We start from the raw sequence: 21,828 nt of genomic DNA, 5'->3' as shown, positions 1-21,828 counted from the left end.
GCCCGCTGAACAAAAAAAGGCCGCCTCGTTCAAGAGGCGGCCTACTTCCATCAACCCACCATCAGGCCTTCGGCGCAAGCCACGAGTCTTCGGCTTCGATACCGTCCGGCTCGTACGTCCACGTGATCTTCTCGTACGTGAAGGCGAGGTCTTCCATGTGTCCCAATTGCTTGTTGCTCGGGTCCAGCGCATTCGGCGTCCACGACTTCATATTCGTCAGAATCGCGTTCGACAGCTTCACGGTGTAGTACTTCTCTTCCGTGCCCTTCGGCGAGATGCGATAGAACTCCAGCGACACGTCCTTCAACTGCTCGCCCGAGGTCAGTGCCTGAAACAGCTTGGGCGACGACTTGTCGATTTCCTTGGTGATCGTCATCGCGCCATGCACGCGCTTGCCCGTGGGCAGACCGGTTTGCGGGCTCTTCGGAATTTCGATGGTGTGATCGACGGCCTGGACGAGAATCTTTCCCTCGTGACCCTGAACTTTGTTCGAGCCTTCGATCTTGCCTTGGTTTTGGCCTTCGAGAGTGAGGTAGCACGGCATCGGCATGATTTGTTCTCCGGTTTGTTTGGCGCGGTTCGTTTAGCGCATGAGAGGTATTCTGTGGGCGCGCCGTTACGGTCGCGTTTCAGAAAAGCGGATTCAGGTTACGAATGAAACATGGAGCTCGCGCCGCTTCGGCGAAGCGTTCGAGCGCGGCCCGCTTGCATCATGGACGTGAGCGCGCAGAACGCTTAGCTGAAGAACTTCCCGAGCGTGATCGTGACCGACTGCGTCGCCGTCAGCCCGATGGACGGATTCTGGTCGCAGACATCGTCGTAGGGGAAGGCGTAGGCGAGCGAGTTGGAGCTCAGTCGATGGAATAACTGCGCCCACGGATTGAAGACCAGTGTGTTCGGGTTGGCGATCTGATAGAAGGTCGCTGCGTCGTTCTTGCAGGTCGCATCGGCGAGCGTGTTAGACATCACGCCGCGGTTGAACGCGGCGGCCAGCATCTTCTGCACGTTCTTGGCGGCGTCGCTGCCGGTCGCGAGCGTATTCGCGCACTGCCAGACGTCATAGCTGGAGATGCCGGGCGTGCCCGCGCCACCGACCGTGAACGCCGCCGTGCCGCTCGCAGTCGAACCGGCGTAGAACGTCAGGCCGACACCGGATTGCACGATGCCGGTGTAGGTGCCCGTCGCGAGATCGGTGACGGACAGCGGCGTGGTGGCCCAGGTCTGATACCAGTTCTCGATGGTCTGGTCGAAATACGTCAGCAGCGAGCCGTTGTACTGGTTCTGCGCCGAGATGCTCTTGGGCGACAGCGCGCGCAAGGTGACACTGCCGTTGACCGCGAGCGCCGCCGGAAAGGCGGACGGCGCGGGCACGCTCTGCGGCAGGTAGAACGCGGCGGGCAGCTTCGATACCGCCTCGAGGATCGACGGACGCGACGCATCGTACCGGCCTTGCTGCGCGCCGCCCGGCGTGCCGCTCAGCAACAGCGGAAAGCCGAACTGATCGACTTGCGTGGTGTTGCCGTTGAAATTGCCCTCGCTGTCGAACGAGAATTCGATCCAGTCGAACAAGGTGAGTGAGCCGGGACCGTCGACGGTCACCGGGGCGGTGTAAGCGCTGCTGCCGAGCGCCGTGAACGGCAGTTTCGGCACACCGACGGACAGATAAATGCGGCCGCTGAACGCCGCCGTGCCGGTGCCCAGACCCGGAACGCTCGTTGCGTTGAGCTTCGACAGATCCAGCACGAAGCTCGACCCGACCGTGAGCGGAATGCTGTAATCGGCCCATGCGAGCGGATAGGTTTCGGCAAGCACCGCGGCTTCGCTGCCGGGCAGCGCGGACGAGCCGGGAAACGTCTTCGAGGCGATCGTGTTGTCGGCGGCGCTCATCACGTGGGGCGTGCCGGTCGAGTCCACCCAGTACTGCGTCACGCCGGAGGTGAGACTCGTCTCGCCGATCACATAGGCGTAGACGGCCGTACCGGCAGGCAAATCGGTTTGCGTGAGATCGAGCGTCAGCGGCGTCTTCGCGGTGGCTTGCATGCCGCCCGCCTGCGGCGCTGACGACGACGCAGTCGATCCCGACGCCGGATTCGAACTCGAACCGCCACCGCATGCGGCGAGGAGGCCCGATGCCCCCATGCCGAGAAGAAAAGTGCGTCGGCTGATGCTTTTGGTCGTCATCTTCGGGTCCTTCATCGGAACATAGGGTTAAGGGCGGCACAACTCGCAGTTCATAAACTCATCGGGTTATCGGCATGCCAGGACGCTGGCTTGAGGCCTGGCGCGGATCGGAGCTTGCGTGTCCGGAAACCTTGCGCATGCGACATTGGAACGGCCCCGCGTCCGGTCGAGAATGGAATTTTCGAGGAGTGCGACGACCATGCCCTACCTGCAACTGGATGTATGCGGCCACTATTCAGTGGACGACAAGCGGCGCCTGGCGCTGAAGATGAGCGAGACCTACGCGCGGATGATGTCGGTGGACATCAGGCGTATCAGCGTCGCAATTCGAGAACTGGGTGATGGAGGTGTCTGGCGGATTCCCGAAGCCGGTGAAGAGCCCACGCCGGTCGCGGTGATGATGCTGGATATCAGAAAGGGCAGGGCGCCCGAACTGCGTATGGAGGTGGCCAAAGCGCTTTGCGCGCATTGCATCGAAATTCTCGGCCTTCGTGAAGACCGGCTCAACGTCGAATTCACCCAGCATACGGGGGATGAAATGTATCACCCGGCACTCGGTGGCTACAGCCCGGAATGGACGCCCGGGGAACAATGAGGCGAGCGACTCTAAGACGCGAGCGGCGTTATACCTGACGCCCGCTGTATGGTTTGGGGTGGCTGACCGAATGCACGCAGGAAGGCTTGACGCATGCGTTCGCGGTCACCGAAGCCCGTCTCTCTCGCGACGATCTCGATCGGGTGACGAGTCGTTTCCATCATCAGCCGAGCAGCTTCAACGCGAAGCCGCTCGATCGCCTTGGCGGGCGATTGACCCGTTTCCTCACGAAATACGCGGCTGAACTGGCGCGGACTCAGCCGTGCCGCTTCCGCCAGTCGCTCGACCGACAAATCGCTTGCAAGATTTTCGCTCGCATAGGTGAGCGCCATCTGCACGCGGTCCGAGCGCGCTCCCATCTCCAGCAGCGCCGAGAACTGCGACTGGCCGCCCCCGCGTCGCTGATAAAGCACGAGCTTGCGCGCGACCATACGCGAGGTCTCCAGCCCGAAGTCGTTCTCGACGATCGCGAGCGCGAGATCCACGCCCGCGCTCATACCGGCCGATGTCCATATCTGCCCGTCGACAACGTAGATGCGATCTTCTTCGAGTTGAATGTCCGGATACTGCGTCTGGAAGGCGCGCGCGTGGAACCAGTGCGTCGTTGCCCGCTTACCTTCCAGCAGACCCGCAGCAGCCAGAACGAACGCACCCGTGCAGATCGAAGCGATACGCCGTGAGTGCCGCGGTGCTTGCCGAAGGTATTCCACCAGCGCAGCCGAGGGAAGGCGGCATTCGTTGTCGCCCGCCACGATCAGCGTGTCGTAGCCCTCTTTGGCAAGCGGTTCGGTGTGAACCGAAAACCCCTGAGACGAGGCGACCGGTCCGCCGTGCTCGGACACGATAGTGAACTGGTATGCCGCTTCGTCGCGGAGCAGGTTGGCGTATTCGAAGACGCTCGCCACGGCAAGCGCGAGCGACTGAAAATCTGGATAGACGAGAAGTCCGACGGTATGCACGATGTCCCGCGAGTCATGGCCTGATTCATTGAAGGTAGCATGAAACAGACAGCGGTGCGGTCCATCCGTCGTCGAATCTGCGAATCGGGAGCAAGGACAGTCGATGGCTTGAATCATTGCATATATGGCATTGAGGTCGTCGGCGGTCAAGGTCAGAATCCACTCCATGAACCGACACCCTGTTGGTTCCAACCCACTCAAAGGAACGATCATGACTGCTTCTACGAAAGGTTTCGCGCTGATCACGGGCGCATCGGCCGGCATTGGCGCCATCTACGCAGACCGCCTCGCCAGGCGCGGTTTCGACCTCATTCTGGTGGCGCGTAACCAGACCCGACTGAACGCGCTCGCAGAGCGCCTCGCGAAAGAGACGGGCCGCTCGATCGAAACCGTTGCCGCGGATCTCAACGACAAGGCTGCGCTCGCGAAAATCGAAAGCATGCTTCACGAAGACCAGCGCATCACGATGCTGGTGAACAACGCAGGCGTCGGTTCGGTCGCATCGGTTCTCGATGGCAATGTCGACGCCATGGAATCGATGATCGGCCTGAACATCACGGCGCTGACGCGCCTCACCTATGCAGCCGCGCCTGCGTTCGCCGCAAGGGGCGCGGGCACCATCATCAACATCAGTTCGGTGGTCGGCATTGCGGTCGAACTGCTGAACGGCGTCTACAGCGCCTCGAAATCGTACGTGCTGAGCTTCGGCCATGCGCTGCAGCGCGACCTCGCGGGCAAGGGTGTGCGTGTGCAGACCGTGCTGCCCGCAGCGACGGCAACCGAGTTCTGGGACGTGGCGGGCTATTCGAAGCAGAAGGAAGCGGCGAGCACGATGACAGCAGACGATCTGGTCGATGCAGCACTCGTCGGGCTCGATAACGGCGAACTCGTGACTATCCCGACGCTGCACGATGGCGACGACTGGACGAAGTGGGAAGCGGACCGTCGCGCGCTGGCTCCCAGATTCGCGAATGCCAAGGCCGCTCCGCGCTACGCGTCGAGTGCCGGGACGACCCGGTAATCCCGCCAATCGACGTTGCTGAAGCGATCGGCGCGCAAGGCTTTTCGGATAGCTGATTTCTTTTAGCTTATCGGCCCCGTTGTTTCGCGACGGACCAGTTGGATGGGCAAGACATCGTGGACGGGCGCGCCCATTCCTCCGGCTCGAATGCGCTCGACGAGTCGGCGGGCGGCGGTGCGCGCCATCGCTTCAACGGGCTGCCGGATCGACGTCAATCCGACCAGAGGCGATCCAGCCAGCGGCATGTCATCAAAGCCGATGATCGAGAGCTGCTGCGGCACTGCGATGCCCTGTCTTTTGGCTGCTTCGAGCACGCCGAGCGCAATCGTGTCGTTGCCCGCGACGATGCCGGTGACCCGGTTATCGTCGCTCAACATCGCGATGGCGCTGGAATACCCCGCCTCGCTGGTGTAGTCGCAATGAATCAACGGCACCGATGCCGGCGCTACGCCCGCTCCCTCGAGCCACTGCAAGGCCCCTTTGACGCGGTCTCTGCTTGTCGACGTGTTCTGCGAACCCATGATCAGCCCGATGCGGCGATGACCCAGTTGATAGAGATGCTCGGCCGCGAGGGCGCCGGCGTGAACGTTGTCGACTTCGACCGTGTCGACCCTCACATCGTCGACAGACCGAACGACGAGTACAAGGGGAATGCCGCGCCTTTGCATCTCTGCCACCACGGGTGAGTCGAGCGTCGCGGTGGCGAAGATCATCCCATCGAGATAGCCGTCGATCAGGGGCCGAAACGCGAGCAGGTTCTCCGAGTCGTTCATCGAATCGATCATCAGCGTGATCTGGTAGTCGCACTCCTGCAGAGCGTCATGGAGATGCGTCAGCAACAAGGTCATGAACCGATTGTGCAGCGCGCCGACCACCACCCCGATCAGCTTGGTCGCTGACTTGCGCGTGGACCGACCTTGTGAGGGCAGTCGATATCCCATTTCGGCTGCGACCGCCTGCACGGCGCCACGGGTATCGCTACTGATGGCGGGGTGTCCCGCCAGTGAACGCGACACGGTGGACACCGAGATGCCGAGGCGCTCGGCAACGTCCTCGAGGCGGACTTTCGAAGCCTTCGAGCGAACTGAAGAGCGGCTGGTGGTTTGCATAAATTTGCATTGTGAGGTTGTACAGGAGAGGCGCCGATCGCGCTGTGGATGCGGGCTTCTAGGGTAAGTGTGGAGCATTTGCGCAAATTTTGCAGAAAAAATTGCGCTACATTTGCATCAACGCAGCAAGCCTTCCAACCTCCGAGTCACGCTGCTCCTCGGTCACCCCGCAGAAAGGAAATGCAAATGGCAATCCAATACTTGAAGCATGGTCGTAGCGCGGAAGCGTCCTCGCAAGACGCCGCCAAGGTTCGTGACGTGGTCACCGGCATCCTCGCCGACGTTGCATCGCGTGGCGACACAGCAGTCGCCGAACTCTCGGCGAAGTTCGACAACTGGTCACCGGAGCGCTTCCGACTGTCGGAAGACGAAATCGCGAGCTGTGTTCGCACGCTGTCTCCGGGGCAGTTCGACGACATCAAGTTTGCGCAGGCTCAGGTGCGCAACTTTGCCCAGGCACAACGCGAGTCGATTCGTGACGTCGAAATCGAGACGCTGCCGGGCGTGGTGTTGGGCCACAAGAACATGCCGGTCGACAGCGTGGCGTGTTACGTCCCTGGCGGAAAGTTTCCCTTGGTCGCCTCGGCACACATGGGTGTGGTGACGGCGAAAGTGGCGGGTGTTCCCCGCATCATCACCGCGTCGCCGCCGGTCGGTGGCAAGCCGAATCCGGCAGTGGTCGCCGCCATGCACCTCGGCGGCGCAGACGAGATCTATACGTTCGGCGGTGTCCAGGCCATCGCCGCGATGGCGCTCGGCACGCAGACGATCGACCCGGTCGCCATGGTGGTTGGACCGGGCAACGCGTTCGTCGCGGAAGCGAAGCGCCAATTGTTCGGTCGCATCGGCATTGACCTGATCGCAGGGCCGTCTGAAACGCTGGTGATCGCCGACGACAGCGTCGATGCGGAACTGTGCGCGACGGACCTTCTGGGTCAGGCGGAGCACGGCTTCAACACGCCGGCCGTTCTCCTCACGAACTCGCTGCAGTTGGCCAAGGACACCATCGCCGAAGTCGAACGCCTGCTCGAAATTCTGCCGACGGCAAACACGGCCGGGGTTTCGTGGCGCGACTACGGCGAAGTGATCGTGGCGGACACGCTCGAAGAAATGGTCGCGGTGGCCGATCGCATTGCATCCGAGCACGTTCAGGTGATGACGCGCGACCCTGATTACTTCCTGAAAAACATGAAGAACTATGGTGCGCTCTTTCTCGGCGCGCGCACCAACGTTGCGTACGGCGACAAGGTCATCGGCACGAATCACACGCTTCCGACTGGCAAGGCCGCGCGCTACACGGGGGGGCTGTGGGTCGGCAAGTTCATCAAGACCTGCACGTATCAAAAGGTGCTGACGGACGAAGCGAGCGCGCTGATCGGCTCGTACTGCTCGCGACTGTGCGCCATCGAGGGCATGATCGCACACGGCGAGCAAGCGAACATCCGCGTGCGCCGCTTCGGCAACCGCGACGTGCCGTATGGCACGGCTGTTCCCGCGTAACTGCCGCCACGGAGACGCTCATGACACGGACCAGGCCACGGCCTCGAAGTGACTTTCACTGGTTTTGTCAGGTCAACACCCAGTGGAAAGACATCGACATCTACGGGCACGTGAACAATGCTGTTCACTACACGTGGTTCGACACGGCGGTCAATGGATGGCTCGTCGAACGAGGCCTCCTGGACCCCGTTCGCGGTGAGGCTGTTGGTCTGGTCGTACGCACGAGCTGCGAATACTTCGACGAGGTCGTTTTTCCGGACCTCGTCACCTGCGGGCTATGCGTAAGCAGAGTAGGGACGACCAGCGTGACGTACGAGATCAGTCTCTTCAGAAACGACCGCGATCAGTCGTTCGCGCATGGCACGTTCGTTCACGCCTACGTCGACCGTCGCACGCGAAGGCCCGTGCCGCTGTCCGAGGAACTGCGACACGCGGTCCATCAGATTATCGTTCGCCGCTGACGTGCTGCAGCGTCTCCAGTGCCTCCAGAAGCACATTCTTGGCCGGCCCCTTCAGGTACTTCTTGAGTTCTTTCTCGACTTGAGCCTGCGCCGCGCGCCAGTGCGGCTCGGCCTCTTTCAAGACGCGGGCACCTGTGGGGCTGAGCTTTGCCAGTTTGTAGCGCGCATCCTCATCGCTCGATACCTCGACCCATCCCGCGTCGATCAGTAACTTGATGTTGCGCGAGATCGTCGTCTTGTCGAGCGACAACTCGGCCGCAATCTCGTTGTAGGTCGCCGAACCAAGGCGGTCGAGCCCACGCAACAGCGTGAGCTGGGTGATTTTCAGACCCACCGGTCGCAAAGCGTCGTCGTAAATGCTCGTCAGGGCATTCGCCGAGCGCCTGAACTGGGTGCAATAGCATTCTGTGAACATCGACAATCCCTCTCGAAAGATTGATCAGTGTATATGCAACAATCGTAGCACTTCGGGACAAGACACGTCGAATCAATGAAAGAGGAGGGTGTTTCGGGTTCTCACTAGGTTGAAGACCCGCCGAATCGAACTAGACTGTTGCATATACATCAGTTGCGGGTACATCTACATCGGACCGGTACTGGTATGACGGTCCGGAGCAGCGAGTGAGAAGGGTAGGAAGGAACCGAGGCAGAGCACGCGTTGTCGTGGCCATCGGTTTTGCGCGGAAATGCCGCGCTCATATAGATGTATATGCAACAGAGTGATTTGCCTGGCGCGAAACGGTAATGGCGCTTCTCGAAAAACGCATACGTATTCGCGCTGTACTGCCTGCTGCACACCTTAACCAGTCTCGAAGGAGTTATCGAAAATGCCCATCATCGTTTGCAACACGCGCGCCGGTCTGGACGTCGACGTCAAGCGCAAGATCGCCAAGGCGATCACCATCGCCGTGAACGAGACCATCAAGTCGCCGCTCGAAATCATCAGCGTGGTCTTCAATGATCTGTCGTCCGAAAGCAGCTATGTGGGTGGAGAACCGGGTGGCGACACGCTCATCATGTGCAATATTCGCGCGGGTCGATCTGACGAGGCAAAGCTCACGCTGGTCAGGAAGGTGAGCGCGATTTTCAGCGACCATGCGGGCATATCAGAAGACCGTATTGAGACAGGCCTGCTCGAATACAACCCCAAGTTCATCATTCGCGGCGGCCAGCAGCTGCCCGACCCTCCCTACGCGTGATCGACAGCATCCCTGATACAAGCTGTAGACAGGTTCATAAATCTTTGCATACCTATGCATTAGGAGACGGGTTTGGATACCAAGCGCTCGACTGCGGCAGGGCATTCTTCACCGAAAATGTTGACGATCGCCATCGCCAGTTTTATCGGAAGTGCCATTGAGTGGTTTGACTTCTTTCTGTACGGAATCACCTCGGCACTCGTGTTTGGCAAGCTGTATTTCCCTGGTGGAGATCCGTTGACCGGGACGCTTCTGGCCTTCGGCACGTTCGCGGTCGGGTTCGTCGCACGACCATTTGGCGGCATCGTCGCGGGCCACCTTGGCGACCGTGTCGGGCGCAAGTTCGTGCTGGTCACCACGCTGCTGGCAATGGGCATTTCGACCACGCTCATCGGACTCGTGCCGTCATACAACAGCATCGGACTTGCTGCGCCGCTTCTGCTGATCCTGCTGCGCATCGTGCAAGGGTTGGCCGTAGGCGGCGAATGGGGCGGGGCCGCGCTGATTGCTGTCGAACATGCAAACCCGAACAGGCGCGGGCTCTATGGCAGCTTCCCTCAGATGGGACTTCCCGCGGGGTTGTGCATGGCGGTGGGCGGGATGGAACTGGCCAGTCGCCTGCCCGAAACGGAGTTCCTCGCGTGGGGTTGGCGTGTTCCGTTCCTGTTCAGCGCGGTACTTGTCGCGGTTGGTCTCGTGATCCGACTCCGCATCGAAGAGCCGCCTGCGTTCAAGAAGGTGCTCGACAGCGATGCAACCGTCAAACTGCCGATCGTCGAAGCGGTTCGAAGGTTTCCGAGAGCGATCTTGTTGTCCGCTGGGCTTCGTTTTGCGGACAACATCCTGTACTACGTGTTCACGACGTTTGGTCTGACCTACATGACGAGCCACCTGGGCTTGCCGCGGAAAACGGTCCTCGTCGCCATCCTGATCGCCGCAGCGCTCGAATTGCTGACAAAGCCTTTCTTCGGCGCGTTATCTGACAAATTGGGTCGAAAGCAGGTGGTCGTCTTTGGCGCACTGGTCGCGGTGGTGGCGCCGTTCCCCTTCTTCCACATGGTAGGCACGGGAAACCCGACGATGATCCTGCTCGCGGAGATCATGGTGCTCACAATTGCTCACGCTGCCGTGTTCTCTCCGATGGCCGCATGGTTCGCCGAAATGTTCGCCCCGGAGGTGCGTTACAGCGGAGTGACGATCGGGTTCCAGTTGGGCGCATTGGTCGCGGGTGCGCCGACGCCATTGATCGCTACGGCGCTGCTCGCGAAGTACGGCGACTACACACCCGTGGCCATCTTCGCAATGGTTGCGGCAGCGATCACGCTCGTCTGTGCGCTGTTCGCAAGGGTCGCCAGCGAACGCAACGCGCCGTCAGTAGCCAGCTTGATCCCGGCAGGCAATACGCGTGAAGGTTGAGCCGCGATCCGTCAAGACGCGAAGAAAAAATGAAGCAACTTTCGACTAGCGACATGCCCGAGAAGAAGCGACCACGGGAGCTCAGGCGTCCCGTCACCGGCCATGAAGTCGCGCGATTCGCGGGCGTTTCGCAGTCGGCGGTGTCTCGCGTCTTCACACCCGGCGCGAGCGTCTCCGACCGGACGCGTGCGAAGGTGCTCGCCGCAGCGACCATGTTGGGTTACCGGCCCAACCTCATCGCAAGTTCGTTGATCACGGGAAAGTCGCGCATTGTCGGCGTCGTCGTACCGGGTTTGAACAATCCGTTCTATGCCGCTCTGATCGATGCGCTGTCGGCGGCGCTTTCCGTGCGCGACTATCGCGTGATGCTGTTCACAGCACGGCATGGAACGTCTGCCGATCCGATTCTCGAAGAGATCCTGCGCTATCGGCTCGATGCGCTGGTGCTCGTATCAGCGCAACTCTCCTCTCGTCTTGCGGAAGAGTGTGCGGAGGTTGGCCTGCCTGTCGTGATGGTCAATCGAAAAACGGATAGCGACGTGGTATCGAGCGTGACAGGGGATAACCGGGCGGGCGCGGCCTGCATTGGGTCCTTTTTACTCGCTGGTTTGCACCATCGCTTTGCGTTCATGGCTGGCCTCGATTCGTCATCGACCAGTCGTGACCGGGAGGCAGGGTTCTGCGAGCGACTCCATCGGGCGGGCGCCGTGCCACCGCTCACGGTCCACGGAAGCTACACCGTCGAGGACGCCGCTCGCGCCACTCGAGAACTTTTCTTGAGGCTGACACGCGACCAGACGCCATCTTTTGCGCTAACGACCAGATGGCGATGGCGGCGATCGATGTCGCGCGCAGCGAGTTTGGTCTCGACGTTGGCAGAGCGCTTTCCATTGTGGGTTTTGACGACACGCAGCTTGCAGCCTCACCTGCGTATCGCCTCACCACCTTCTCACAGCCCCTGGACGAGATGGTGGACAGCGCTGTTGCGATACTCGTCGATGCCTGCAGTGGACGTGATTCATCGGCTGGATCACGCATCGTCAGTGGTCAACTGGTCGTGCGCGACTCTGCTCGCCTTCCTCCGAATGGGTTGTCGCAAGTCGGCGGGCGCACGGTGTGGATGCAGCCGGCGAAACAATCAATCAACCGCATTTGAAATCCGGGAGGAACCTATGTCTAACGGACTTTTTAGTCTCGATGGTAAGACCGCTGTTGTGACGGGCGCGGGCCGTGGCCTTGGCGCGGATATCGCCTCGATGCTCGCCGGGTCCGGCGCACACGTCTATCTGCTGAGCAAGGAAGCAGGGGAGCTGGACGAAGTGGCTAGTCGCATCCATCGAAACGGTGGCGCCTGCACTCCACTGGTTTGTGATCTTCTGAAGGATGAGCAACTGGAGCGGGCATTCGCTGAACTGCCCAGCCTGGACATCCTTGTCAACAATGCGGGCACCAACATCCCGTCGCGACTCGCGGACGTCAAAACTTCAGATCTGGACTTCGTGATCGGCCTGAACGTCAGGGCGACGTTTCTGGCAACGCGCGCGGCCGTTCTGAAGATGCTCGAAGGCGACGCGACCGGTGACCGCGCCATCATCAACATATCGTCGCAGATGGGGCATGTGGGCGCGCCTGATCGATCCGTGTACTGCATGACGAAGCACGCGATGGAAGGGCTGACGAAAGCGGCGGCAGTCGAGCTTGCGCCGAGGATACGCGTGAACTCGGTGGCACCGACGTTCGTCGATACCCCGATGACGCAGCCGTTCTTCGAGAACGAACAGTTCAGGCGCTGGGTCTTCGACCGGATTCCGATGGGCCGTCTGCTCGAAAGTGAACAGGTGGCTGCGGCGGTGCTTTATCTCGCGTCTCCCGCCGCCGCAATGATCACCGGTACGAGTCTGCGTATCGACGGAGGATGGACGGCGCAGTAGCGTTCGTCCTTAACGAGGCGAAAGCGGACTCCTTGCGGAGTCCGCTTGATCGATAAAACGAGAGGCAGATTTAACTCTGACTGCTCCAGAGGTCGTCAACCGAGCGAATCGCCAGCAAGTAGCCGTTCGCGCCAGCCCCGCAGATCACCGCGGTGGCGGCGACCGAGATCGTCGAGTGACGGTACTCCTCGGAGCGACGGTGAATGTTCGTGATGTGCACTTCCACCACCGGACGGCGGATCAGCTTGACTGCGTCGAGCACGGGAATCCGTCCGAAAGAAAAGCCGGCCGGGTTGATGATCAGCGCCGCATCCTGCAGGAACGCTTCCTGAATCCAGTCGATCAGTTGGCTCTCGCTGTTGGTCTGACGGAAAACGCAGTCGAACTTGAGATCCTCGGCCAGCGCGAGACAGTTCTGCTCGATATCCTTCAGCGTGGTGGTGCCGTACAGGTGAGGCTCCCTCAAACCCAGCATGTTCAGGTTGGAGCCATTGAGAATGTAGAGTTTGCGAGTCATGGTTTCAGTGTGTAGCGCTACGTTCGAGGGCGGTGCCTTTGGTTTCCCGCGACGTCGCGATCATGAGGAAGGAGAGCAGGTTCAGCGAGCCGCAGACCGCCACGATCGCCCACGGTGAACCATGAAAGGCGTTGAGCAGCGCCACGGCGACGATCGGCATCGGCCCGCCGGTGAGCAGGTTGGCGCCCGAATAGGACAGTGCGGACCCCGTGTAACGCGCCTCGGTCGGGAAGGACTCGGCGAACCACACGGGCTGAATGCCGCTCTGGAACTGCGTGAAGCCGAGGAAGGCGCCCATCACGGCCATCGTCATTGCGACCGAGTGCTGGTTGAGGATCGGAAAGTAGATCAGGCAGCAGATCAGCGTGCAAAACGAGCCGATCAGCAGCGCGCGTTTGCGCCCGATCCGGTCGCTCAGATAGCCGCCTGCCAGCGCGCCCACGATGGCGCAGACATTGGCGACCATCAACAGCATGAAGCCGGTCTGTTTGGGCACGCCGAGGTTCTTGGTCAGATAGCTGAGCGAGAACACCACGATCAGGTAGAACAGCGCAGCCGGGCCGCAGAAGAACAGCGTCAGGCGCAGCGCGGTTCGCCAGTGAAACTTGAACACGATGCCGAGCGGATTCGCGGCGCGCGCACCTTCGCCTTTCTTTTTGAGCGCCTCGAAGGCCGGCGTCTCGCTGACTTTCATGCGGATATAGATGCCCAGCAGCACGAGCACGAAGCTCGCGAGGAACGGGATCCTCCATCCGAACGATTCGAAGTCGTCGGCCGAAAGCAGAGCGGACAACGCAAAGAGGGCGAAGTTGGCGAGGATCTGGCTGAGCGGCGAGCAGATGCCGAGCAGGCCCGAATACAGGCCGCGTTTCGTCGCGGACGCGTGTTCGACCGCCATCAGTTGCGCGCCCGTCGATTCCCCGCCGAGCGCGAAGCCCTGAATGATGCGCAGCGAGACCAGTAGCGTCGGCGCAAGAATGCCGACTTGCTGGTAAGTGGGAAGCAGCCCCATCAGGAACGACGACGCGCCCATCACCGAGACCGTAACGAGCATCAGGTTGCGGCGTCCCCAGCGGTCGCCGAGCATGCCGCAGATCACCGCGCCGAGCGGACGAGCGGCGAGCCCCGCCCAGAAGCTCGCCAGCGACGCGAGCAGCGAGGCGGTCGGATCGAGCGACGGAAAGAATAGCTTCGGAAAGATCGTGGCAGCGACGACGCCGTACAACGCGAAGTCGAACCATTCCAGCGCCGTGCCGACGGTGGCGCCCGCTACCGCGCGACGCGCCATCTGGTGAGCCTGTGCGGATCGTTCGCCCGCGGCAAGGTTTGGGTCAGCGATAACTGACATGGGTGTCTCCTGGATTCTCGGTATGTCGTAACGTTCGCGTCTCGTGGCGAACAGATGCTATTGTTTGCGCTCCGAAAGCAAGGTGTTCCGCACCGGAACTGCATTTCATATCATGAAATTAGACCGATCATGTCGCTCAAGAATGGCCTGAGAATGCTCGATTTCCTCGCGTCGCAAGGCGAAGGCGCGGGGCTGGTCGACATCGCGGATGCGCTGGGCATTCCGCGCAGCTCGTGCCATCGCGTGCTCGCCGAACTGGTCGAGAGCGGTTACGTGCGGCAATTGACCGATCACAGCCGCTATATCCTGACGATGCGTATGACGTCGAACGGCCTGGAATTCCTGAGCCTGACCGGCCTCGCGGATATCGCCCAGCCGATCATCGAACGCGTCGCGGCGCACACGGGCGAGCTGGCGCGGCTGTCGCTGGTCGACGGTGACGCGATCATCTGGGTGGGCAAGGCGGATGGACAGCGCACCGGCTTTCGTTACGATCCCGACATGGGCCAGGCGGCGCGGCTTTCATGCACATCGACCGGACACGCGTGGCTCATGACGATGACCGACGAACAGGCGGCTGCGCTCGTCCTGAAGCAGGGCTTCGGACAGCCGAACGAGTTCGGTCCCAATGCGCCAACGACACTCAAGGCGCTGCTGGGTTTCCTGCACGCCGCGCGCGTGCGCGGCTACGCGATGATCGACGAGGTTTTTGCGCCGCGCATGTCGGCGGTCGCGACGCCCGTTGTCAGCGGCTCGCGTTGCGTCGGCGTCATCAGCCTGGCGGGTCCGCGGGTGCGGCTGACGGTCGAGAAGATTCACGAATACTCGGTTCTCCTGCGAGAGGCGGCCAACGAGCTGGCCCAGTTGAGCAATCTGGCCGGTTTCCCGAGTCGGCCGCCGCTCGGCAAGGGATGAGCCGGAAGAGCCATAAGCGCTCCGGAATCCTGATTTCCATCACAGGTAACAGCAGTGAAGAATCGAGAATAGTCGAGAGGAGCGACATGGTGTTCGCCGCCAAGACGAGCTGACTGGGCCTTACAGCTTGTACTCCTATAGAAACAGAACGCGCTACTGGCCTCCAAAATAGAGTTGCTTCATTTCGTCCGTCGACGCCGGGCGCGTGATGATACGAGAGCCGGATGCAGATGAGCCTGGGGTGATTCCACCATAAGCGGTTGCGCCGTTCTGGCTCGAAACGCGCGCTTCTGCAGTCTGAATGTCTCCCGGATAATTCGCGTCATCACCTTTGGCCGGGTCATATCCGGCCTGCTCCAACTGCTGCAGTTCAGCGCGTACCTGCGCACGCGTGGGTGTCGCGTCCGTCTGCGAGAGCGCGGCAATGGGCAACGCAAGCGCCGACGCTACGGCGATTGCCATCGCAAATGATTTCATGGTGACCTCCTTGAGGATGCCAGGGTCCCGTGGCCGATGCATGCTTCGGTTACTGGCAATCGAAGTCTATGCGGTCAAGCCTTCAACTTCGATACGACCTGTCTGCGCGGAGCAAACGTTTTCTTACGCCACGCAAATAAAGCGTCGACAAAACGCTTTCTTTTAATGCCTCGTTCCTTGCATCTTTCGGCGTTCGAATGTGGGGCGGACAACATTATGGTTACAAGTAATTACGGAAAATCCGTTCCGTCGTACAAATACAAAAAGCGAAACGCTTAAGACAGAACGTCCGAAAACCGCACCATAGCGGTCATGGACATACGGGGAAGTCATGCAGCGAGAGAAGAACAATCTGCGCCTGAAAGCGTGTGTCATTGCGGTGTGCATCGGGGCGTCTGTTGTCACTACGCATTCAAGTGCGCAGGATGCGGAAGCGCCTCCGGATGCACGCATCAACGCGACGCCCCAGGCACAACCGCTTATTTCGCTGCCCAGCACGCCGACGCCCAGTCCCGTCGGCAACACGACGGCGCAGCCCGCCCCGAGTGGCGCGCCTCTTACGCCGCGCGGCACGGTGAACGCAGCGTCGTCGCTCGACAAGAGCGCCACGTTGTCCGGCACGCCGCGCGCCCGCACGGCGGACATCGAAGGCAAGCAGCCGCTCGCCGACGAACTCGGCGGCGTCGTGACGACCGATACGGTGACGCTCGCGGGGCAGGACTTCTACACCTGGTTCGCGCAGGCGTGGGGCACGATTCCCCTGTCCGACCGTTACATCGTCTCGGTTCACGAGCGTCCTTCCGCGCGCTACGGCAGCCTCGTGTGGGTCGAATACAACCAGCGCCGCGTATTTCAGGCGTTCCTGCCGATTGCCCGCTCGAACGTGAAGCCGGTGGCGGAAGGCGCGGCGCAGATCGCTTTTCAGAATGTCATGCAGGCGGACCTGACCCGTCTGCTGTTCCGTGACGCCGACATGGCCACGGACGAACTATAAAAACGCATCACAAAAAATAAAGCAGTAAGGCCAAAAACCTACGGGGAATCACGATGAAAACGAATGCGCTCCTGCAACGCGCGCTGCTCGCTTGCGCGCTGACGATACCGCTCGCCGCGAACGCCACCTCGCTCGTCTATGAGCCGGTGAATCCGAACTTCGGCGGCAATCCGCTGAATGGCCCTAATCTGCTGAACGAGGCGAATGCGCAGAACAAGTACAAGGATCCGTCGACCGCCAGTCTCGGCGCGGGCAGCCAGTCGACGCTCGATCAGTTCAACACGCAATTGCAGCAGGCGATCCTGTCGCGCGTCGCGTCGTCGATTTCGAGTTCGATCGTCGGCACGGACGGCACGCTTCATCCGGGCACGATCAACACGGGCAACTTCTCGATCGCAATCTCGCAAGTCACGGGCGGCAATCTGCAAGTGACGACGACCGACAAGACCACAGGCGCATCCACGACGTTCATCGTCGGCAACGGCCAGTAACGCGAGAGCACACACGCAATGAACAAGAATGCTTTCAGGACCGCTGCGATGGGCGCTGTCATCGTCGCGTCGGCGCTGCTCACCGGTTGCGTCACCACGCCGATGCCTTCCGCCGGCAACGCCACGCTCACACCGCCGACGCGCGTCACGCGCGACCTCACGCATCTGCCATCGCCCAAGGGCAGGATCGTCGCGGCGGTGTATGGCTTTCGTGATCTGACCGGTCAGTACAAGCCGTCGCCGGACAGTTCGTTTTCGTCGCAGGTGACGCAGGGCGGCGCGTCGTTCCTCGTCAAGGCGATGCGCGATTCCGGCTGGTTCACGCCGGTCGAGCGCGAGAATCTGCAGGACCTGCTGACCGAGCGCAAGATCATGCGCGCGCTCGAAACGCCCGACGACAAGAAGAACGCGATTCCCCAGATCGGCGCGCTGGCGCCCGCGAGCATCGTGCTCGAAGGCGGCATCGTCGGGTATGACACCAACATCCGGACGGGCGGCGCGGGTGTCGCGTATCTGGGGATATCGGCGTCGCAGCAATATCGCGTCGATCAGGTAACGGTGAACCTGCGCGCGGTCGATATCCGCAACGGCACGATTCTGAACAGCGTGTCGACGACCAAGACCATCTATTCGATTCAGATCGATACGGGCGTGTACCGCTTCATCGGCTTCAAGGATCTGTTGCAGGCCGAAGCCGGCATGACGCGCAACGAGCCGCAGCAGCTTTGCGTGAACGAGGCGATCGAATCGGCGCTCGTGCATCTGATCGTGCAGGGCGTGGCGAACCAGACCTGGGCGCTCAAGGACATGGAGGACTGGTACGACCCGACGATGCAGCGCTACCTGCAGGAAAACCAGGGCTACGCGCAGACGATGGAAGACGTGAATCCGCCGTATAGCCCGGTGAAGATCGATCCGCCGAAGACCATCGGCAGCTGAATCGGCTGCCGAATGGGTAGCCAAGCGAAACTGAACAGGAGGAGACCAGCATGAAATCACTGCGCGCCTCGAAAGCCGCGCTGTGTGCAGCGCTCGGCGCGGCCGTATCGCTCGCGGTGTATGCCGCCGATCTATCGTCGGTGTCGGACTTCGGTCCGCCCGAGCCGGGTTTCGGTGGTGCGACACAGGTGGCGCGTGTATCGCAGCAGGGCACGGCCAACCGGTTGAACGCCGTCCAGGCCGGACATAACGGCCTGATGGCGAATCAGATGGGCATCGCCAATGCGGCGGCGACGGCGCAGGCGGGCAACGATAACTGGACGGTGCTGCAGCAAAGCGGCGTCGCCAACCAGTACGCCGGGTATCAGGCGGGACAGTACAACCGTTCGATCGCGGTGCAGAGCGGCAGCGGTAATGAAGCAACGGTCACGCAGATCGGAAACTCGATGTCGTCGCAGGTGACGCAGCTCGGCGCCAACAACGAGATTTCCATTCTGCAGAACCGTAATGGCTCGGGACTGTCGGTCACGCAGACCGGCGGTGCGAGGGCGGCAGTCCTCATGAAGTAGGCAGTGATCCTTCCCGGTGATATGCCGGAGCGAGGGGGCCAGGAAGTTTGATTTCAGTGTGAATGTGGTGGGTAGGGTGGAATCGGTCGTCGGCGGGGGCTGGCGACCTTTAGGGTTACGAATTGCTGTAAATAAAACATCAATCAACGAGGCATAAAAATGAAAGTCAAGGCAATCACTATCGCTATGGGTCTGGCAGCACTGGCTTCGACGTCGGCATTCGCTGATTCGAGCTTCGAAGGCGCAACGGTCAACCAGTTCGGCAATGGCAACACCGCAGGTGTGACGCAGACGAATTCGCACAACGACAAGGTGAACGTGCTGCAAACCGCGGACGGCGCGAACGCCAGCGTCAGCTCGGACGCGGGCGGCTACAACGTCACCGATATCAAGCAGACCGCGAACGGCAAGGGTGCGTCGAAGCTGAACGCGACCGTCACGCAAAAGCAGACGGTCGGCGAGAACACGACGGTCCGCCAAAACGGCAACAGCCTCACCGCGACGATCTCGCAAACGTCGTCGATGTACGACACCGATACGGTCAAGCAAGCCGGCAAGAACGCGACGGCTTCGATCACCCGCAACGGCTCGGCCTACAACACGGTCAACATCGATCAGGGCACGGGCATGACCTCGGGCCAGACCGACGGCGCCAAGGCGACGGTCACGCAGACCAACACGGTCGCCAACACGGTCGACATCCTGCAAGGCAACAAGGCGGGCATCGCGACGATCGAGCAGCGTGACGGCGGCTACAACCATGCGCGCGTCGAGCAAACGGGCGGTGGCACGGACGCGACGATCGAGCAATGGTCGGAAGTGGGCGATCACGCGTCGATCAAGGAAAGCGACGCGGCACGTTCGCGCATCCACTCGGAATACGGCGGCAACAACACCAATACGATCGTACAGAGCGGCGCGAACGCACCGCACTACGCTCAGATCAACCAGAGCTTCGCCACCAACGATACGACGACGATCATCCAGACCGGCTCGCAATACAACGAAGGCTATGTCGACCAGATCCGTTCGTCGAACGACACGGCGCTCCTGATTCAGGACGGCGACACCAACAAGGCAGCCGCGCGCCAGAACTACGGAAGCGGCAACACCGTCATCGCGGCACAAATCGGCGGGCACAACAAGATGGATCTGACGCAGCAGGCCGCGTTCGAATCCACGCTGCTGGCCGGCCAGCTCGGCGGCTACAACGACATCAAGGCATCGCAGTCGGGCGCGAAGGAAGATCTGACCATCGCGCAAGTCGGCGACCTCAACAGCGCGAACGCTTCGCAAGCGGGTTCGTACAACACGGCATTGATCACGCAAGTCGGCTTCGCCAACACGGCTACGACGTCACAAAGCGGCGTGGGCAATGCGACGGTCGTCAATCAGGCCGGTGCGTTCAACAAGGCGAACATCGTTCAGAAGTAAGCACGACGCGAACTGAGCCATGCACGGGCGGGGAGCGGCTTTCGAGGCTGCTCGCCGCCCGTTTTTTCGTTGGCAGCTCCGGCGAGTCAGCGGACCGGCGCCCATGCGGTAAGCAGGCGGAAGCAGGACGACTACGGCTTCACCAGAAGCCAAGCATCTTCCACCAGAGGCTGCCGACCACCGCGAAGATCAGCAGCTCCACCACACACATCACAAAACCGACGCGCCACCAGGTACCCATCGTGACGTAGCCGCTACCGAAGATGATCGGCGAGGTGCCCGTCGCATAGTGGGTCAGCGTCATCATGATCGCCGAGCCGGCCGCCATCATCAGCATGAACGGCGCCACATATTCAGGTGGAATCAGGTGCACCCCGACCGTCAGGAAGGCGAGCATCATCGCACTGATGTGCGCTGTCGTGCTGGCGAACAGGTAGTGTGAAAGAACGAAGGCCAGTACCAGGATCGTGGCAGTGGCGCCCCAGCCGATGCCGCTGGCAACGATCGCGCCCTTCATGGCTTCCGAGAACCAGGTGATCACGCCTTGCTTGTTCAGTTGCTCGGCCAGCATGATCAGCGCGCCAAACCACACCAGCGTGTCCCAGGCGCTCTTCTCCGACAGCACATCGTCCCAGTCAATGGTGCCGGTGATGATCAGCAGAAACAGGCCGACAAAGGCGACCACTGTCGGATCCAGGACGAACGACGTACCGAACACCATCGCCGGCACGTCGGCCCAGAGCAGCAGTAGCAGCGCGAAGGTCCCCGACATGACCAGTTCCTTCGGTGACATGGGACCCATCTTAGCCAGTTCGGCGCGGGCGTACGCTACTGCATTGGGTGTGGCATGGATTTGCGGCGGCGCCAGCACATAGATCACAAGTGGCATGACCAGCAGGCATAGCAGGCCGGGCAGCAGCATGCACAGCGCCCAGCTCGTCCAGGTCAGATGCAGGCTCTGACTGGTCGCCTTGGCGATGTAGTCCACCACCAGCGGATTGGGCGCGGTGGCGGTCAGAAACATCGCCGAAGTGATCGGGTTGGCGTGATAGTTGACCATCGCCAGGTAGGTGCCGACCTTGCCCTCGGTGCCCTTGGCCGGATCCGAGTCGAACGCGTTGGCTATCGACTTCATGACCGGATGCACGATACCTCCACCGCGCGCGGTATTGCTCGGTGTGAACGGCGCCAGCACCAGTTCACAGACGGCCAGACCATAGCCGATGCCTACCGTGCGCTTGCCGATCAGTGAGATGAATATCAGGCCGATGCGGCTGCCCAGACCAGTCTTCTTCAGCCCGCGGGAGATCAGGATGGCCACCACGATCAACCAGATCAGCGGACTGTCGAAGGCGGTCAGCGCATCGGCGATCGCCCCCTTGGACGAGGTCGAGGTCACCTGTGACAGCGAGAGAACTACGATTGCCATCACCGCCATGACCCCGATCGGCATGACCTTTAAAATGATCGCGACGATTGTTGTCAGAAATATGGCAACGAGGCCCCAGGCCTTGGGCTTCAGCCCTTCGGGCACGGGTAACAGCAGCAATGTTACAAGCACGGCCGTCGTGATCAGCGCGGGGCCAAGTCGGAACGGAACAACGTTGTTGAAATAGCGGAACGTCGCTTTTAGTCTCGTGAGCATTCTGCGATCCTTCCCGGAATAGTTGTTCGCGTCCGCTGGAACATAGTTCAGGGAGGTCCATTTGGCAATGGGCAGCTTGCCTCTCCCGCGCTTTCATGAAGACGAGACGCTGAACTGTCGTGACGTA

At 61.1% G+C, this 21,828-nt stretch carries 23 protein-coding genes and 1 pseudogene; 15 read left to right on the top strand and 9 right to left on the bottom strand.

Annotation, left to right across the window (positions count from 1 at the left end):
- Positions 1-61: 61 nt before the first annotated feature.
- On the bottom strand, positions 62-550 hold the full coding sequence (locus tag NK8_RS23925; RefSeq protein WP_162068551.1) for an Hcp family type VI secretion system effector: 489 nt from the start codon (positions 548-550) through the stop codon (positions 62-64).
- Positions 551-735: 185 nt separating this feature from the next.
- Positions 736-2,181: a beta-1,3-glucanase family protein gene (locus tag NK8_RS23920; protein ID WP_213230576.1), complete on the bottom strand. Its 1,446-nt coding sequence runs from the start codon at positions 2,179-2,181 to the stop codon at positions 736-738.
- A gap of 199 nt (positions 2,182-2,380) precedes the next feature.
- Between NK8_RS23920 and NK8_RS23915 the strand changes: the two genes are divergently transcribed.
- A complete protein-coding gene (locus NK8_RS23915; protein WP_213230574.1) occupies positions 2,381-2,776 on the top strand; it encodes a tautomerase in 396 nt (131 codons plus the stop codon).
- A gap of 11 nt (positions 2,777-2,787) precedes the next feature.
- Here NK8_RS23915 and NK8_RS23910 read toward each other — a convergent pair whose 3' ends face one another.
- The gene (locus NK8_RS23910; RefSeq protein ID WP_213231533.1) at positions 2,788-3,735 is read right to left on the bottom strand and encodes a GlxA family transcriptional regulator; all 948 of its coding nucleotides are present in this window, start codon (positions 3,733-3,735) and stop codon (positions 2,788-2,790) included.
- A 211-nt stretch (positions 3,736-3,946) separates the two neighbouring features.
- Here NK8_RS23910 and NK8_RS23905 point away from each other — a divergent pair, with 211 nt between their 5' ends.
- Entirely contained in the window at positions 3,947-4,756 is an 810-nt protein-coding gene (locus NK8_RS23905; RefSeq protein WP_213230572.1) for an SDR family oxidoreductase, read from the top strand.
- A gap of 62 nt (positions 4,757-4,818) precedes the next feature.
- Here NK8_RS23905 and NK8_RS23900 read toward each other — a convergent pair whose 3' ends face one another.
- A complete protein-coding gene (locus NK8_RS23900) occupies positions 4,819-5,865 on the bottom strand; it encodes a LacI family DNA-binding transcriptional regulator (protein ID WP_213230570.1) in 1,047 nt (348 codons plus the stop codon).
- A gap of 186 nt (positions 5,866-6,051) precedes the next feature.
- On the opposite strand from NK8_RS23900, the gene hisD reads away from it, so the two are divergent.
- Entirely contained in the window at positions 6,052-7,365 is a 1,314-nt protein-coding gene (gene hisD, locus NK8_RS23895) for a histidinol dehydrogenase (RefSeq protein ID WP_213230568.1), read from the top strand.
- A gap of 20 nt (positions 7,366-7,385) precedes the next feature.
- The gene (locus tag NK8_RS23890; protein ID WP_213230566.1) at positions 7,386-7,826 is read left to right on the top strand and encodes a thioesterase family protein; all 441 of its coding nucleotides are present in this window, start codon (positions 7,386-7,388) and stop codon (positions 7,824-7,826) included.
- Here the strand turns inward: NK8_RS23890 and NK8_RS23885 are convergent.
- Positions 7,810-8,241 (bottom strand): MarR family winged helix-turn-helix transcriptional regulator, encoded by a 432-nt coding sequence (locus NK8_RS23885; RefSeq protein WP_213231531.1) that lies wholly within the window; start codon positions 8,239-8,241, stop codon positions 7,810-7,812. The two genes, NK8_RS23890 and NK8_RS23885, sit on opposite strands and share 17 nt — an antisense overlap.
- 412 nt (positions 8,242-8,653) lie before the next feature.
- Here NK8_RS23885 and NK8_RS23880 point away from each other — a divergent pair, with 412 nt between their 5' ends.
- The 5 genes and pseudogenes from NK8_RS23880 (at position 8,654) to NK8_RS43700 (ending at position 12,372) form a co-directional block, all read left to right on the top strand.
- Positions 8,654-9,025, top strand: a complete 372-nt coding sequence (locus tag NK8_RS23880; RefSeq protein WP_213230565.1) for a tautomerase family protein — start codon at positions 8,654-8,656, stop codon at positions 9,023-9,025.
- 72 nt (positions 9,026-9,097) lie between these two features.
- Positions 9,098-10,441 (top strand): MFS transporter, encoded by a 1,344-nt coding sequence (locus tag NK8_RS23875; RefSeq protein ID WP_225936360.1) that lies wholly within the window; start codon positions 9,098-9,100, stop codon positions 10,439-10,441.
- Between the two features lie 29 nt (positions 10,442-10,470).
- Positions 10,471-11,157, top strand: a pseudogene (locus NK8_RS43710) (LacI family DNA-binding transcriptional regulator); the annotation flags it as partial.
- Positions 11,158-11,264: 107 nt separating this feature from the next.
- Complete coding sequence (locus NK8_RS43705) at positions 11,265-11,597, top strand: substrate-binding domain-containing protein (protein ID WP_367657800.1); 333 nt, start codon at positions 11,265-11,267, stop codon at positions 11,595-11,597.
- Positions 11,527-12,372 carry an SDR family NAD(P)-dependent oxidoreductase gene (locus tag NK8_RS43700; protein ID WP_367657799.1) on the top strand — a complete coding sequence of 282 codons (846 nt, stop codon included), beginning with the start codon at positions 11,527-11,529 and terminating at the stop codon, positions 12,370-12,372. The genes NK8_RS43705 and NK8_RS43700 overlap by 71 nt, the downstream gene beginning before the upstream one ends.
- A 70-nt stretch (positions 12,373-12,442) precedes the next feature.
- On the opposite strand, the gene NK8_RS23865 is transcribed toward NK8_RS43700, so the two are convergent.
- Entirely contained in the window at positions 12,443-12,889 is a 447-nt protein-coding gene (locus NK8_RS23865; protein WP_162068542.1) for a type II 3-dehydroquinate dehydratase, read from the bottom strand.
- 4 nt (positions 12,890-12,893) lie between these two features.
- Positions 12,894-14,177 carry an MFS transporter gene (locus NK8_RS23860; protein WP_162069142.1) on the bottom strand — a complete coding sequence of 428 codons (1,284 nt, stop codon included), beginning with the start codon at positions 14,175-14,177 and terminating at the stop codon, positions 12,894-12,896.
- A gap of 189 nt (positions 14,178-14,366) precedes the next feature.
- Here NK8_RS23860 and NK8_RS23855 point away from each other — a divergent pair, with 189 nt between their 5' ends.
- Positions 14,367-15,152: an IclR family transcriptional regulator gene (locus NK8_RS23855; protein ID WP_213230563.1), complete on the top strand. Its 786-nt coding sequence runs from the start codon at positions 14,367-14,369 to the stop codon at positions 15,150-15,152.
- 153 nt (positions 15,153-15,305) lie between these two features.
- Here the strand turns inward: NK8_RS23855 and NK8_RS23850 are convergent, their stop codons facing one another.
- Entirely contained in the window at positions 15,306-15,629 is a 324-nt protein-coding gene (locus NK8_RS23850; protein ID WP_213230562.1) for a DUF4148 domain-containing protein, read from the bottom strand.
- A gap of 331 nt (positions 15,630-15,960) precedes the next feature.
- Between NK8_RS23850 and NK8_RS23845 the strand changes: the two genes are divergently transcribed.
- The 5 genes from NK8_RS23845 (at position 15,961) to NK8_RS23825 (ending at position 20,056) form a co-directional block, all read left to right on the top strand.
- Positions 15,961-16,623, top strand: a complete 663-nt coding sequence (locus tag NK8_RS23845) for a CsgE family curli-type amyloid fiber assembly protein (protein ID WP_213230561.1) — start codon at positions 15,961-15,963, stop codon at positions 16,621-16,623.
- Positions 16,624-16,676: 53 nt separating this feature from the next.
- Positions 16,677-17,114: a curli assembly protein CsgF gene (locus NK8_RS23840; protein ID WP_213230560.1), complete on the top strand. Its 438-nt coding sequence runs from the start codon at positions 16,677-16,679 to the stop codon at positions 17,112-17,114.
- An 18-nt stretch (positions 17,115-17,132) separates the two neighbouring features.
- A complete protein-coding gene (locus NK8_RS23835; RefSeq protein ID WP_213230558.1) occupies positions 17,133-18,053 on the top strand; it encodes a CsgG/HfaB family protein in 921 nt (306 codons plus the stop codon).
- Between the two features lie 50 nt (positions 18,054-18,103).
- A complete protein-coding gene (locus tag NK8_RS23830; protein WP_213230556.1) occupies positions 18,104-18,622 on the top strand; it encodes a hypothetical protein in 519 nt (172 codons plus the stop codon).
- A gap of 159 nt (positions 18,623-18,781) precedes the next feature.
- On the top strand, positions 18,782-20,056 hold the full coding sequence (locus tag NK8_RS23825) for a hypothetical protein (protein WP_213230555.1): 1,275 nt from the start codon (positions 18,782-18,784) through the stop codon (positions 20,054-20,056).
- A gap of 139 nt (positions 20,057-20,195) precedes the next feature.
- On the opposite strand, the gene NK8_RS23820 is transcribed toward NK8_RS23825, so the two are convergent.
- Positions 20,196-21,701: a DASS family sodium-coupled anion symporter gene (locus NK8_RS23820; RefSeq protein ID WP_213230554.1), complete on the bottom strand. Its 1,506-nt coding sequence runs from the start codon at positions 21,699-21,701 to the stop codon at positions 20,196-20,198.
- Positions 21,702-21,828 lie beyond the last annotated feature (127 nt).

The sequence above is a fragment of the Caballeronia sp. NK8 genome, assembly GCF_018408855.1.
Taxonomy (GTDB): domain Bacteria; phylum Pseudomonadota; class Gammaproteobacteria; order Burkholderiales; family Burkholderiaceae; genus Caballeronia.
The sequence above is the reverse complement of the archived record's forward strand: the minus strand, read 5'-3'. Positions and strand labels throughout refer to the sequence as shown.

Coding starts and splice junctions, on each gene's coding strand:
- NK8_RS23865 (WP_162068542.1), bottom strand. CDS start 12,889: ATGACTCGCAAACTCTACATTCTCAATGGCTCCAACCTGAACATGCTG.
- NK8_RS23880 (WP_213230565.1), top strand. CDS start 8,654: ATGCCCATCATCGTTTGCAACACGCGCGCCGGTCTGGACGTCGACGTC.
- NK8_RS23860 (WP_162069142.1), bottom strand. CDS start 14,177: ATGGCGCGTCGCGCGGTAGCGGGCGCCACCGTCGGCACGGCGCTGGAA.
- NK8_RS23820 (WP_213230554.1), bottom strand. CDS start 21,701: ATGCTCACGAGACTAAAAGCGACGTTCCGCTATTTCAACAACGTTGTT.
- NK8_RS43705 (WP_367657800.1), top strand. CDS start 11,265: ATGGCGATGGCGGCGATCGATGTCGCGCGCAGCGAGTTTGGTCTCGAC.
- NK8_RS23825 (WP_213230555.1), top strand. CDS start 18,782: ATGAAAGTCAAGGCAATCACTATCGCTATGGGTCTGGCAGCACTGGCT.
- NK8_RS23925 (WP_162068551.1), bottom strand. CDS start 550: ATGCCGATGCCGTGCTACCTCACTCTCGAAGGCCAAAACCAAGGCAAG.
- hisD (WP_213230568.1), top strand. CDS start 6,052: ATGGCAATCCAATACTTGAAGCATGGTCGTAGCGCGGAAGCGTCCTCG.
- NK8_RS23915 (WP_213230574.1), top strand. CDS start 2,381: ATGCCCTACCTGCAACTGGATGTATGCGGCCACTATTCAGTGGACGAC.
- NK8_RS23845 (WP_213230561.1), top strand. CDS start 15,961: ATGCAGCGAGAGAAGAACAATCTGCGCCTGAAAGCGTGTGTCATTGCG.
- NK8_RS23855 (WP_213230563.1), top strand. CDS start 14,367: ATGTCGCTCAAGAATGGCCTGAGAATGCTCGATTTCCTCGCGTCGCAA.
- NK8_RS23885 (WP_213231531.1), bottom strand. CDS start 8,241: ATGTTCACAGAATGCTATTGCACCCAGTTCAGGCGCTCGGCGAATGCC.
- NK8_RS23835 (WP_213230558.1), top strand. CDS start 17,133: ATGAACAAGAATGCTTTCAGGACCGCTGCGATGGGCGCTGTCATCGTC.
- NK8_RS23850 (WP_213230562.1), bottom strand. CDS start 15,629: ATGAAATCATTTGCGATGGCAATCGCCGTAGCGTCGGCGCTTGCGTTG.
- NK8_RS23920 (WP_213230576.1), bottom strand. CDS start 2,181: ATGACGACCAAAAGCATCAGCCGACGCACTTTTCTTCTCGGCATGGGG.
- NK8_RS23830 (WP_213230556.1), top strand. CDS start 18,104: ATGAAATCACTGCGCGCCTCGAAAGCCGCGCTGTGTGCAGCGCTCGGC.
- NK8_RS43700 (WP_367657799.1), top strand. CDS start 11,527: ATGGGTTGTCGCAAGTCGGCGGGCGCACGGTGTGGATGCAGCCGGCGA.
- NK8_RS23840 (WP_213230560.1), top strand. CDS start 16,677: ATGAAAACGAATGCGCTCCTGCAACGCGCGCTGCTCGCTTGCGCGCTG.
- NK8_RS23900 (WP_213230570.1), bottom strand. CDS start 5,865: ATGCAAACCACCAGCCGCTCTTCAGTTCGCTCGAAGGCTTCGAAAGTC.
- NK8_RS23905 (WP_213230572.1), top strand. CDS start 3,947: ATGACTGCTTCTACGAAAGGTTTCGCGCTGATCACGGGCGCATCGGCC.
- NK8_RS23890 (WP_213230566.1), top strand. CDS start 7,386: ATGACACGGACCAGGCCACGGCCTCGAAGTGACTTTCACTGGTTTTGT.